The 12718-nt window shown below is 56.5% G+C and carries 14 protein-coding genes; 3 read left to right on the top strand and 11 right to left on the bottom strand.

Annotation, left to right across the window (positions count from 1 at the left end; all coding sequences use genetic code 11):
* Window positions 1–4 precede the first annotated feature (4 nt).
* The 3 genes from CKW31_RS09385 to CKW31_RS09375 are packed head-to-tail and all read right to left on the bottom strand — an operon-like array spanning window position 5 to window position 989.
* A complete protein-coding gene (locus tag CKW31_RS09385) occupies window positions 5–364 on the bottom strand; it encodes a TIGR03745 family integrating conjugative element membrane protein (protein ID WP_031424004.1) in 360 nt (119 codons plus the stop codon).
* 17 nt (window positions 365–381) lie between these two features.
* Window positions 382–615, bottom strand: coding sequence for a TIGR03758 family integrating conjugative element protein (locus CKW31_RS09380; RefSeq protein WP_031424003.1), 234 nt, complete (start codon window positions 613–615; stop codon window positions 382–384).
* Window positions 612–989, bottom strand: coding sequence for an RAQPRD family integrative conjugative element protein (locus tag CKW31_RS09375; protein WP_095094082.1), 378 nt, complete (start codon window positions 987–989; stop codon window positions 612–614). The genes CKW31_RS09380 and CKW31_RS09375 overlap by 4 nt, the downstream gene beginning before the upstream one ends.
* 350 nt (window positions 990–1339) lie before the next feature.
* On the opposite strand from CKW31_RS09375, the gene CKW31_RS09365 reads away from it, so the two are divergent.
* From CKW31_RS09365 to CKW31_RS09355, 3 genes are read left to right on the top strand one after another with little or no spacing between them, the layout of a single operon-like run.
* Complete coding sequence (locus tag CKW31_RS09365; protein ID WP_095094080.1) at window positions 1340–2014, top strand: hypothetical protein; 675 nt, start codon at window positions 1340–1342, stop codon at window positions 2012–2014.
* On the top strand, window positions 2007–2705 hold the full coding sequence (locus CKW31_RS09360; protein ID WP_256582546.1) for an RES family NAD+ phosphorylase: 699 nt from the start codon (window positions 2007–2009) through the stop codon (window positions 2703–2705). Before CKW31_RS09365 ends, CKW31_RS09360 begins: the two co-directional genes overlap by 8 nt.
* A 16-nt stretch (window positions 2706–2721) precedes the next feature.
* On the top strand, window positions 2722–4164 hold the full coding sequence (locus CKW31_RS09355; protein ID WP_176469844.1) for a Shedu immune nuclease family protein: 1443 nt from the start codon (window positions 2722–2724) through the stop codon (window positions 4162–4164).
* On the opposite strand, the gene CKW31_RS09350 is transcribed toward CKW31_RS09355, so the two are convergent.
* The 8 genes from CKW31_RS09350 to CKW31_RS09315 all read right to left on the bottom strand — a co-directional run bounded on the left by CKW31_RS09350 (window position 4161) and on the right by CKW31_RS09315 (window position 12599).
* Window positions 4161–4910, bottom strand: coding sequence for a TIGR03747 family integrating conjugative element membrane protein (locus tag CKW31_RS09350; RefSeq protein WP_095094077.1), 750 nt, complete (start codon window positions 4908–4910; stop codon window positions 4161–4163). The two genes, CKW31_RS09355 and CKW31_RS09350, sit on opposite strands and share 4 nt — an antisense overlap.
* Window positions 4907–7069, bottom strand: coding sequence for a type IV conjugative transfer system coupling protein TraD (gene traD / locus CKW31_RS09345; RefSeq protein WP_095094076.1), 2163 nt, complete (start codon window positions 7067–7069; stop codon window positions 4907–4909). Before traD ends, CKW31_RS09350 begins: the two co-directional genes overlap by 4 nt.
* A 4-nt stretch (window positions 7070–7073) precedes the next feature.
* A complete protein-coding gene (locus tag CKW31_RS09340) occupies window positions 7074–7613 on the bottom strand; it encodes an integrating conjugative element protein (RefSeq protein WP_095094075.1) in 540 nt (179 codons plus the stop codon).
* Window positions 7610–8200 (bottom strand): transglycosylase SLT domain-containing protein, encoded by a 591-nt coding sequence (locus CKW31_RS09335; protein ID WP_218192140.1) that lies wholly within the window; start codon window positions 8198–8200, stop codon window positions 7610–7612. The genes CKW31_RS09340 and CKW31_RS09335 overlap by 4 nt, the downstream gene beginning before the upstream one ends.
* On the bottom strand, window positions 8182–8901 hold the full coding sequence (locus CKW31_RS09330) for a TIGR03759 family integrating conjugative element protein (protein ID WP_095094073.1): 720 nt from the start codon (window positions 8899–8901) through the stop codon (window positions 8182–8184). Before CKW31_RS09330 ends, CKW31_RS09335 begins: the two co-directional genes overlap by 19 nt.
* A 12-nt stretch (window positions 8902–8913) precedes the next feature.
* Window positions 8914–9558, bottom strand: coding sequence for a hypothetical protein (locus CKW31_RS09325; protein WP_256582544.1), 645 nt, complete (start codon window positions 9556–9558; stop codon window positions 8914–8916).
* Window positions 9555–10121 carry a PilL N-terminal domain-containing protein gene (locus CKW31_RS09320; RefSeq protein WP_095094072.1) on the bottom strand — a complete coding sequence of 189 codons (567 nt, stop codon included), beginning with the start codon at window positions 10119–10121 and terminating at the stop codon, window positions 9555–9557. The genes CKW31_RS09325 and CKW31_RS09320 overlap by 4 nt, the downstream gene beginning before the upstream one ends.
* A 180-nt stretch (window positions 10122–10301) precedes the next feature.
* Window positions 10302–12599, bottom strand: coding sequence for a DEAD/DEAH box helicase family protein (locus CKW31_RS09315; RefSeq protein ID WP_256582543.1), 2298 nt, complete (start codon window positions 12597–12599; stop codon window positions 10302–10304).
* Window positions 12600–12718: the final 119 nt, after the last annotated feature.

Genomic DNA, 12718 nt, shown 5'->3' with positions numbered 1-12718 from the left:
CCCCTTACAGGATGCCGGTGGCTTCGGTGAGCAGCCAGATGCCGACTACGAGCAACACAGCGCCGATTGCCACCGTCAAACCGAATTGGCCCCAGGTCTTGCGACCATTGTGAATCTCGGCGTAGGTGCCATAGGCGTGGTAGCAGACCCCGATAAACATGGACGCCACCACCAACAGCGCCACCAGCAGCACGATGTCGTAGCCATAGTTACGGATGGTCTCCATGATCCCGTTGCCAGTGCCGCGCGAGGGATTCTCCAGCGTGGGAAGCCCTTGGGCTGAGGACACAGTTGGCAGACCCAGCACTCCAAGCGCAGATGCCAGCCGGAGAGAGATACGAGAGGAGAGAAAGCGCGTCTTCATGTTCTGTCCCTTCAAGATCAAGAGAGGAGGAAAAACGTCAGCACGATGTACATGGCAAAAAAGCGCACCACGACACCCAGGAACTGCCGTTGGTTGATTCGGCTCTCAGCCCAGCCCACATAAGCCGTGCGGATCGCCCATGCGCCCCAAAGCAGCAGAACGGCGAACACCATGCCGATCAGCACGGTGGTCATCGCGGCGGGTGCAATACCGCTGTTGGCTTGAAACGCCGAGACCTGTGCGCCGTTCATGGGGAGGAATCGGTATCGCCGGGCTGGCCCTCTGCCTGTTCGGCTCGGTATTGGCCGACGATTTCGACCGGATCTCTAGGCTGAGCTCGTGGCGGCGTGAGGTAGTCCTGTAGACCGACACGTACACGTGCTACGTCGGCGCGCAGCCGGCTGTAATCGAGGTAGTAGCGCTGGTCGGGGGCAACGACAGTTGAGGTTTCGCTGTTCTGGATCAGACGATCCAGCGCGTCGAGTTGTCGGAGTGCCGCGGCGACGTCCTGGCCCTGTGCAGGCGGGCTTGCTGCAGCTGCAAGGGGGTGCATGACCATGAAAGCAGTCAGGGTGAGTACCGGTGCGCTGCAGGCCACATATCGGCATTGAAATGAACGCATCATCGCGCCCTCCTCGTCAGATCAACAGTGGAGTGATCGTGACCGGGAGTGCGGAGGCAGACTCCAAAGAATAGGAACCCAGCAAACCCCGGATTGATTGAACACCGTCATTTTTTTCGCAAAAAATGCCTGACGATTGATGGGATTGCTGTGATGTAGCGAACTCTAGAGCGTCAGCGGCGTGTGTGGCCTTGGAGAGCAACCGGCCGCCCTGCTGATAGAAGACATGCTTAGCCCCCAATGCCTCGCTGGGCAAGGTGGGCTCAACGCAGTTGGATGCCCCCACCACCATTGAAAGTTATCTAGGATATGGTAGAGTTGGATAACCCATGTAACCCTTCAGGTACACGCTCATGAGCGCCGTTACAGATCATTCTGGTGTCTCCACCCTTGCTGGGACCCCCAAGGAAGTCAGGGCCCAGCTCGTCAATTCGCACGCAGATCGCGTTCTTGTGATGGAGTTCGAGCGCATCCAGCCGGGTGTTTTCGAGACCTTAATGGAGAATTTCACGAATGTGACGCGCTCGTTGCTGGACATACTCGGGGAGCGGCATGACCGCGAGTCGCTACAGCGTCTGGCAGAAGTCTTGGTGCCTCGCACTCCACCGTCACCGCGCCTGCTGAAGGAAGCTGCAATGCTGATTCAGGCCCGAAAAGCGGTGCTGGAGAGTGGCGACTGGTTAACGGCTTCCCATGTTGCGCAACTTGCGGAACTCAGCACACGCAACCCTAGTGCCCAGCCTAACAAGTGGAAGAAGCAAGGCCAGATCTTCGCCATCAATCATGGCGGCATCGATTACTTCCCTGGCTATGGCCTAGACAGTGCAGCGGGTTTTCGCCCCATCAAAGCTCTGGCTAAGGTCATAGAGATTTTCTCCGACCACAAGGACAGCTGGGGAATGGCCTACTGGTTTCGCTCCGACAACAGTTTTCTCTCGGGTAAAAGACCACAGGACGTAATAGCCTCATCGCCGGACCGTGTGATTGCGGCAGCCCACGATGAGGTCCAGGAGATCGCCCATGGCTAAACGAAAAGTTCCGCCAGTGGTCGATGGCCTAGCTACAGAAGGAGCGTCTATAACGCCTCCACCGCCGGGCACCCTTCACGTGACTCTGGAAGAATTGCCTAAGGATCAAGTGCTTCACCGGGTACATCTAGAAAAATATCAAGCGGACGAATTCAACCCAGGCTTGCATGGAAACGCGAGATTTAGCCCTATTCAGGATGAGCACGCGAATACAATACCGACCCTGTACGGCGGTACTACAAGGGACTGCGCATTGATGGAGACTGTTTTCCATGGCGTACCCCACACTGCGGGCTTCAAAAGTTTCGATAAGGGAAAGCTGGCGCATCAGATTCATTCAACTGTAGCGCTAACCCAACCGTTGAAACTGGTTGATCTGGCGAGTGTGCCTTTGCGCAAGCTAGGCATAACCCGCAAACAACTCATCGACACCGAAAAAGATCAGTATCCGGCTACACGAAAGTGGGCGGAAGCGATCCACAGCAAATGTCCTGAGGCCCAAGGTCTATCCTGGATATCGCGACAAGATGACTCGGCGCGCGCGGTGGTGTTGTTCGGTGATCGCATACCGGCTGGAGTTCTGATTCAAAAGGGTGATTCGCTTAGCCTGCTGAACGATGGCGATACTTACGACGCCGTACTTGATCTGGCCGACCGCATCGGCGTGGACATCATTCCCGGAAAAACCTGAAGAAGGTACGAGCGCAATGGTTGACGACTTCATCATGGACGACGAATCGGTGGGCGAGGAACCTGTTGCCGATCCGGAAAGCCGTGCCGCAAAGGACCAGGACCCTCCATCGATTGAACTGCGTTTCAAGCGAGTAGAAACGGCAGACGGTCCCCATGTGGAGGTCACAGCGATCCCTTCAAAAGAGGTACGCCACCTGCTCATCGATGATGTTCCCGAGACGCTGATCGCTCTGGTCATGGAGGACAACATCGTAATGTATCCGGTGAACGTGAACCCTACTAAGGCAGATTTCCTAAAGCCAAAATACGATCAGATCCATCAGATTATCTTGGATGGTTGTGGGCCAAATTTTCCGTTGCCTGAGGATCGATACTCGTTCGACGAACTGCTGGAGTCGTTGCCTGTAGGATTTAGCCGAAAGGCTATATATGGGCTTGGTTTAAAATGGGAATATCGGCTAATTCCTGCTGAATTGGCAAAAGTAGCAGGCATTAACACTATTAACATGTCACCCGGAAACCATGCCTTAATGGACTCTGGGTCATATGAGTTGGGCTATGCCCGTTTCGACGCGCTACGCAGGGGGTTAGACGGTATAACCCGACGTGCCCAACAAAGTGCGCTTGACGAACGCATCTGCGTGACACACAACGAACTCCTTAGCTCGATCGACGCGACCCTGTATCCAGTCAGGCAACCGCGCGTGAAAGCAGGGACCCTCGTCAAGATTGTGCAAGCCCAAGGAGATGGAAGCACACGCAACGCATCTGATCGCAAAGCCATCGTTTCAGCTGCGCAAAAAGATTTAGAAAGATCCGCTAAAGAAGAATTGGATACGGTGCTGGCCTTAGCTCAAAGCATCGAGCGGGTTGCGTTGAAAGAGCTGACCGAGCGGTTGGAGAAGATGCTCACTGGTAATCATCAGGAGGCTGCTTGGCAAACATTTTTCAACAACAATGCTTTCATTCTCGGACTGGCTTTTGCCTATCCGGTCTACCTTTTGCAGGATCAGGCCTTCATCGGCAACATCTCCCTTAAGGGCGACGGCCACAGCATTGTAGATTTTCTGCTGGCTCAGCGTTGCTCAGGCAACATCGCTCTGATTGAGATCAAGCATCCACAGACAAAGCTGCTAGAAAAAAATAATTATCGTGGATCTATTAAAGCGCCGCACCGTCAACTGACCGGAGCTCTCACACAGGTATTGCATCAGCGCTATACGTTGATGACAACCTTTGGCTCAAAGCTTAGCGACCCTGGTCTGGTCGGCACCGATGTGGCTGCCGTGCACTGCATCGTCATCGCGGGAAGATCACCAGAGACGCCAGAAGACCGGCGATCATTTGAGCTTTTCAGGAATGCCGCGAAGGACGTTTTGGTTATCACCTACGACGAGTTGCTTGAGAAGCTGAAACAGCTAAAACATATCGTGGATGCCTCTACAATCGAAGATTAAAGGTACTTTTTAAAGCTGCCAGCGGTGAGGTTCGTGACAAATCCCAATAGCGCAGCGCTTGGGAGCAAGATGAGCAGCGGGTGTACTGAAATCGGTAGCGCCAAGTAGATAACCCAAGGCAGGACCGCCAGCGGCATGAGCGAAGCCTTGGCGCGGTGGTAGATGAAGCCCGACTCCCGACCAGCGCCGAACTTGCGTACATCGCGACGCACCAAACCGTCCACGAAACCGACAAATGCCGCCATGACGAATAGCGGCAGCGTCAGCACCAACACCAATAGCCGGACCAAAAAAGTGAGCGCTGTAAACGCTGCGGCGATCAAGTAATTCTCCGCCCACACATACACCTGGCTGATGTAGTAGCGAAAATCCCGTGTCCCAACCTTGCTAGGGGCGCGGGCTCGCTCGGCAGTTTGCTCCATGCGCGAGAGTAAGCCGGTGCGAAGGAATATCCAGCGATAGCCCGTCTCTACCATTTGGTGCGCGGAACGCCCAGGTTCATGGATGACCGCACTACGGGTGAAATGCTTGGACAGGTGAGTGAATTCGTACTGCAGCATCTCTTGAGAGTGCCGCCATCCTTGCTCCTTCCAGAAAAAATGCATGCCCACGCATTCGATAACAATCGAAATCAGCAATGACCCAACCAGTACACCAAAAAGCCGGAACGGCAACGTAATCAGACCAACCAGCAGCCCGTCACGACGAACCTCCTGGCGCTTTGCGGTACTTGCCACGTCGCTCATGACAGCGGCTCGCGAACTACCGCTGCAGGCTCTGCTGCATCGTCTACCAGACTGTCGGGCAATCCCTGACTCTGCAGGGTAGGTGATCCAGAGTTTTCCCACCATTGGGCGGAGTCGCTGTAGCTCTGGCGCATGTAGCCTGCTAACTGCTGCAGATCCTTTGGCATGACCTCATCGGGATCGGGCGCTGGCAACGGCATGCGGATCTTCCACAGATTTCCACCTTGCAGAAGCGCAAAACACTGCCCCTTAGGCAGCCCCACTACTTGCGAAGGCTCGATCATCGGTACGCTGGACATGCTGATGCGATCTTGAGTGTTGGAGGTGAAGTCCGTGGTACCTCGGATGTCCGAGCTGTCGGTGGCTCCACTGACAATGGTTGTGGAATAAATCTCGACTTTCGGTAGCTGGCGGGTGAGCAGTTCCGCCGTGGCTGTCTCCCGCACACGCAGCATGAACAGGTTGTTGAAGTTGCCCACTACCTGACCGGCTTTGGCACGATTGCCGATGCGCGCCTCGATGTCGCTGAGGGTCTGGGTGTACGCGGTGACTTGGATGCCAGCACCACCGCCCTTGTTGATCATTGGAATGAACTCATCGCCCATAAGCTCGTTGAATTCGTCAGCATGAATGTTGATCGGCAACTTCTCACCAGGAATTGCGCCTGGCAGACCGTCATCGATACCGAACTTGTAGATATGGCCGGCGACCGAAACAAGATCCGAGAACATCGAGTTGCCCACTGCTGCGGCGACCTCAGCATCTGACAGCGCATCTAAGCCCACATAGACAACCGCGCGTTTGCGGATGATCTGCATCCAGTCGAAGATCGGTCGCGGGTCGGCCAAGTCGGAATAGTTCGGCGCCAGCAACTGGGCAATTTTGCCGCTGGTCAGCTTCTCCAGCAGTGGCAAGAGCGAGGCAACAATCTTATCGAAGTAGGTCCTGTCGTAACGTACCGCGCTGCGCAGGCCCTCCAACACGGGATCGTAATTGCGCACCTGCCCCAAGTACTGCTCCAAGGCAACAACGCGCTTCTCCCGTCCAATCATGTTGCGCGGCATGTTCTTGTCATTCAGTCGCGCTTCTATCTGGACAATCACCTCCCAAGCCTTTGGCTCATGTTTGGCAAAGTAATGCTGCGCATACTCAATGAACAAAGCATCGATATTGATGACGTGTCGTTGGATCAACAGGTAGTCCGGCCGCTGCCCCAGTTCAATGAGCGCGCGGGCGATGATGTTCACGAACCGCCAGGCGAACTCGCGAAAGGCAGCACTGTTGCCTTCGCCCGATAGCTGCCCTGCGATGCGCGTGGCAACTTCGGAAATACGCCCGAAACGGCCAACTGCGTTATAACGGGCGCTGATTTCGGGCCAGCCAAGGTGGAAGATGTAGAACTCCCCTTCTCGCCCGGCGCGCTTGGCCTCGACGTACATACGTTTGAGCAAGTCCGCATCACCTTTGGGATCAAACACAATCACCACCTCATGTTCCCCGGCTGGATTGCTGCGACGGATATCCTGAGTGATGAACAGCTCAGCCAACCGTGTTTTTCCAACACGTGTGGTTCCCAACACCAGCGAATGACCAACGCGTTCGCCTAACGGTAGGCTCACATCAGTTTCTTCGGGCTCTATGCCATGCAATCGAGGTAGCCCGCCCACAGGCGGGAGCGGCCGCACCGGATTGAAGGGCACATCCCAGCTGGTAATCCTGGCCAGGTTCAACAGTGGGAATGGCGCGAACTCCAGTCTTTCTTCCAGGCGCCGGGCCATACGGTACATGGGCGTTGGCTCGACATAACGTCGAAACTCCGGGCGATAGGTCTGCATCAGTCGGTGGGTGTGCTTCTGCTCCCAGAGAAAACCTTTGCCGATGAAAAGCCGTTGCCGGCTAACCGGAACGTCGCGGCTGGTCATCACGTAGCGCGGCAGGCGCCGGATGTTTCGGCGATAGCGCAGGATGGTCTGGGCCTGGCGCAAGCGGATAGCACCAAAGGCCAGAAAGGCCAGTCCGCTGCCGATCCCTAGGGCAGGGCTCAACGCAAGCGACCATGGAGCTACGAAGGAGAGAAAAGCCGCACCAGCACACACAGCTACGGTGTAGAGCTCAACCGCAGGGCGTAACAAGACTTCTACCGGCTGAGTTTGCGCCATGGCGTCACTGCTCAATGCCGGTGCTGGTAATCAGCACGGGGTAATGGCGTACGCCCAGCCGTTCGGCCAGATCATCGGCGGTGACTGCGGCGAGTTGCATGTCTGGCGCCAAAGCTCTCAGACTGGCGAGCCCTTGGGCTGACTCAACATTGACGAAAAGACCAACCGCTTTGCGCTCACGCAGTGCTACGGCATGAAGGCGCAACCAGGCATGCGATGCTTCATCATCTCCGACCAGAAAAAATGGCTGTAGCCCCGGAGCCTCTATGACCCTGCGAGTAACAGTGCCAGGAGTGAGCTTGGCACTGCGTACAGGCAGCATGTCTACTTCACCTACTGCTTTGATGGGCGGTATCGGTACAGCGACGGGGGGCTTAGCTGAAGCGGATGTACGCGGTTGCAGATTGAGCGCTTCGTAGTACGGTAATGCTGAGGCACCGCCAAGATCCTCGACGACTATCAAGGGCTCGCCTGCCAAAGCCATAGCGGGCAGAGTGAACAGCATCAACAGGCTTCGGGCATCCGCGATAAACCAACATTTCATGGTGATGTCTCCTTTCGAACGTTGAAGGTTGTTCGTGAAGAACCGCGAACGCGGTCAAGATGCCGGGCCACGCTTTGTCGATAGCGTGCGGCCGGTGCACCGCCTGCCGGACGGTGATAGCGACCAATCGCCAGTAACCAGTCGTCCCCCGGTATGTGTTGCTCCCGCAGGATTTGCGCTGCGATCGCCAAGTTGCCGTAAGGGTCGAGCAAGTCGCATGGGTGGCTGTAGCGATGCTTCTGATAGCCTAGATTGATCTGTCCCAAACCAGCATCGACGCGCGTCGAAGGCACCTTGCGCAACGCCTGCTGCAACTCGAAACAAGCTTCAGCACGGCTGGAGAAGCGCAATGACTCGCCTGCAACATTGACTGACCAAGGCCAGGGAATGATGCGCCCCCCTCGACGGATACCGCTTTCCTGGAGTGCAACTGCGTACAGCACCGTTGAGGGAATACCGGCACTCTGTGCCGCGAGCTGATAAGCAGGCGGTGGGATCTCCTGAGCATGGGCCGGCATATAGAGCATGCCGACAGTCAGCAGGAACATTGCGCCCGGCAATGCCAGTCCTAAGGTTGGCGTTGCCATTGACCGTTGACTTGGCGTACGACAGCAGGCAGCTCACCTGGTAGCCCCAGAGACAGCCAGCGACCGGCATCGTGGTTGAGGGTAATCGTGCGAGCGCTGACTAGGGATGCATCGATCTTGTTGCGCCGCGCCCATTCGCGGATGCGAGCATCGTCAGACCGGCTACCCACCATATAAATATCAAAAGCTGTACCCGTGGCTTGAAGGCGATGGATGACCTGATCGCAAGGCAAGCAATTGTCGCGCACAAAAACTGCGGTTCTGCCGCTCTCTCTACTCGCGGTAGCGGCGTTGCTGGGCCCGGCATCTGGTAAATTGACACGTTGAAGATTCGGATGCAGCCGCTGCCATGCCTCGTCATAGGCGCGTTGGTAGGCCAGCAACTTGTCGACACGGCGTGCCTCTGCCTGCACCTGTAGCTCAGCATAGTGCCGCCGTTCCTCATCAGAGCGTGCTTCTGTCCCGAGGGCAGATAGCGGATCCAGATTGGGTGAATAGATGCCCAATGGGCCAGCCATCAGCTCCCGGTATCGTGTCCACTCCTCCTGCCGAAGTCCCCAGTCGCGCGCAAGCTTCTCGTCATGACTGTGATCGATTTGACTAGTCGACACCTGGGACTGTTTGGTTGTCACCTGCTGTGCCCAAGCAGGTGATTGAAGTGTTGCCAGGAAGAGCGCGAGAAACGGAAATAGTGACCTCATGGCACGCCTCCCTCAGGGGATCGCCAGACGGCGGGTTTGCTCGCCTGCGCGGAACACAGCGGTGTTCCGATCAATTTCTACCAGCCGCCATTGCCCTACTGCTTCACCGGGCAGGACTACCTGGATCTGAGAGGCTAAGAGGTCACCACTAACGGGAGCGACTGAAACCGTGCGCTGACCGGCACGCAGTTCCGATCCAATAACCCGAAATGGAATGGGAATCTCAATCGGCTTAACCACCTTGGTTTGCGTTGCACGTGATTTACTTTCCACACTGCTTTGAATCGCAGCCTGATGCGCTTTGATTTGATCCATCTCCATACGAAGTGCAATCAAATCATCCGAAGTCGCGCGAGTGGCGAGTGCTTGCTCAAGCTCATCAATTCGATGTTCCGCAGCCTCACGCACATCGTTTAGCGCTGACGCGGTGGCCGATTCCGGCCGGGCCTGTAGCGCGCGATTTGCATCAGCGATTTGCGCCTGACCTACCTCCAGCGCGTGCAAACGATTGAGGGTCTTTTCGCGTTGCGACTGCACAGCGAGCAACGCGATCATCACTAAGGCCATAAGCCCGACAAGCCACACCCACAGCAATATCTGGATGATCGAGTAGGCTCGTGAATGTTTCGCGCCGGAGATGATCTTGGATCTAGTCATTGCTGGGCTCCAGCTTGCGGAAACACCTGAGCCGGCCTGGAGCTCTGAAGATCCTGAGATGGAAGTTCAACATGAGTTCCAGGACGCACAAAGCACACCTGCCGTGTGCTGTCATTGACCTCAACATCCCAAGCAGGGCCTGCCAGAGTGAGTAACGCATCGCGCAGTGTCATAGGGCCCAATTGCAGGTGGGCGGCGGGCATTGGGAGCGGGTAGAGTTCAAGGGCGGCAGATCCCGTCTCACACATTTGGTAGCCACTGCGGTTGAGAACGTGGCGTAGGCCATCGCCAACGCTAGCTCTCGCTTCGTCTGGCATCCGCACATCGATGACCTGCAGCAGTAGGTCACGCTGTGCTGAGCCAGGAGACAGTTCAACCAGGGTGTAGCGCCCATAGCGGATCACTGGAATCAACTCCGGATTGGTCTGGTCGCGGGGAGCGATTACCTCAGCAGTAGGGGGTGGCTGAACTTCTGAAGACGTAGTGGCGCAACCACCAATAAAAATGGCAGCGACTACCAGTCCACAGCCAGCCAGGAGTGAGGAGCAGCAGATGTCTTGCATGAACCGGCTTCCTGTTGCAGTAAGCCGACACCTTCCCTGCAGACCGCAACCCCGGTCAGTAAAGAATGCGAATTAGCGCTCATCCATGTTCTGGCGTGCTGATTGTCAAACCATCGGTAGCAGAAGTATGCATTAGAAAAAAAAGCCGGCGCCCCGAAGGGTGCCGGCTGATTCTGGACATCAAGCAGCAACAAGCTGCCTTGCCAAAGCGACCTCAATTGAGTCGCCGTCCTGATTGAGCACGTCAAGCCCCGATTCCGGGACGTCGCCCGACGTGCTTTGCGAAACCAGGATTTTTTTGGCCATCAGAGCAAGGCACGTCATCTGCGACGTGGCCATGTACCCCAAGTAGATAACCCTCACACGCAACTTCTGGCCTATACGCCATGAGCGACGTGCGGCCTGCTGAAGCGTGTAGATGTTCCACCCTGATTGCATGAAGACAATCGTAGGGAACTCCAGCAGATCCAGCCCTGTTTTAACGAGCTCAGGGTTGGTGATGAGAACATCAATCCCACGGTCAAGCTGCTCGGCAATCCAGTCCTCGCGGCGGCTTGCATCAACGCTTGCGCGCAACACGGCCACCTTGAAACCCTCCTGCTCCAGCAACCCCTTCAAACGCGACGTGGTGTCACGCTTGCCGGTATAGACCGAATAGACCAGGGTCTTGCGACCCGCGTCCTTCTCCTCGCGACAAATATCAATGAGCTCACGCTCTTTAGGCATGATTTCCAGCTCATTGAACTGGGCTGGTGTGAACGCCAAGACCTGGCGTGTCCTCGGATGACGCACAGTTTCAGCACGGAAGCAGCAGTCGGACCATGCCAGTAGCACGTTGAGCACTACGCCCAACAAGGTGGTATCCCGCTTGCGCAGGGCCTCCTTGAGCTCAGCAGTGAGACGAGCAGCCAATTCCCGGTAGACGGCTGCCTGCGCCTCACCCATCGCGACCTCCCGGAGCTCTTCTTCATACGGTGGCAGGACGCCTCCGATGTCGCGCAACTTCAGGAAGATCGTGTAGGGCAGGACGCAGCGCAGCACCCCCTTCGGACCGAAACCCGGGGCCTTTACCGTTCGGACAGTAATCTTCGAGCCCTTGGCGGTCTTGTGGGCCGGCCCATCGCTCTCGGAATAAATATCCTTCAGTACGCCGTGATCCCTCATGAACGCCATGGCGGCGGCATTCATGCTGCCGCTGCTGCTCGGACGGTAGCCGTCTTCGATCATGCGTCCGGGCAAAGCCCGGAATAGCAGATGAAACAGATCATCGGCATAGCCCCCCATCAGGGTGCCGGTGAGTAGCAAGGTCTTACGGACCTTGGCCGCAATAACGCCCATCGCCTGGCCCTGCGCAGACCCACCCGTCTTGTACTCATGCGCTTCGTCTGCGATGAGCAAATCGAAGGTGCCCTGCGGGAGATAGCGTTTGACGTACTCGGAAGCCTGGTAGCCACCTTCGCCAAACCCGAACTCCATGCTGGACATCGCACGCTCCATCCGTTGGGCCTGCCTATCAGAAAAGACCAGCTCTCCCTTGTCGTCCATCAAGTTGATGAAATTGTGGAGGTTGTCGCCAAGCATCGAGGCCAAGAAGCTATCCCCGAACGTCTTCATCAGTTTCTGCGCAGTGGCCTCACCGATTGTCGGGATACGCTTCAAAGCTCTTAGCACAGCCGATGACTGATCGCTGCTGGAGAGGGTTCGCGGACGAACCAACGTCCACAATGCGGTATCGCAGACGCTGCATCTGCGGCGTGCTTCTTCTGCTTCAAGCTCCAGAGCGTCAAGCGGCTCTCCATCCATGTTGTTGACGACGCTTCCGCAATGCGGACATGCGCCCACAACGCCGAATCGAGTGCGCTTGCGTGCGAAAGCAGGCCTCCAGTGAAAGCCCATGCGCATGCGCACTCTGCCGATGATAAAGAACTCCTGACCGGCGGCCGGGACGCCCAGTTGCTCGCGCAGCTTGATGAGTTTGAGCAACGTGTCCGGTCCGTTAAGCACCCAGACCTTTGCGCCGGCAACAGTTTCCAGAATTTCTCGGCGCCACTTGTAAACCAAGTGCGGCGGGCTGAGAACCAAGGTGCGGCGATATCCCTCCGCGTGGAGAACCGCTGCCAGCGCGATGCCGACAGTGGTTTTACCTGTGCCCATTTCACCGTTGACGATTGCCGCACGCTCGCCGTGGTTAGCGAGCAGCTCTGCAGCCGCGTGGACGACCTCTGCTTGCGCTGGAAAAAGTTTGCGCTTTAGGCCCAGCAGGACAAGCTGACGATTGGTGCGTGGTGAACCGCTGTAAACAGGCGGATTAGCCTGATTGAGAGAGTTCAAAAGCTCGTCGCCAAACTCTGTAACGAAATCCTGCAGAGTGAGTGAGAGCTCCGACGATACGGGATCAATCTGATCAAGCAAATCAGGCGGATTGCTGTTAATCAGCGCCTTATCTGCGGCAGGAGCCGCATTGAGTTGAGTAGTCATGGTGATGCTCCATAAAAATCGGGGCACGCACCACCCCCTAGGGCGGTGAACGCCCCAAGGGGTTGAAGGTTGAAAGGCGACGCAAGGCCGCTGGAAAAGAAGTTCTACTGAGCGAGCAA

The organism is Pseudomonas sp. Irchel 3A5, from assembly GCF_900187575.1.
Classification (GTDB): Bacteria; Pseudomonadota; Gammaproteobacteria; order Pseudomonadales; family Pseudomonadaceae; genus Aquipseudomonas; species Aquipseudomonas folii.
Note: the sequence above shows the minus strand (reverse complement) of the source record. Positions and strands in the feature narration are given on the sequence as shown.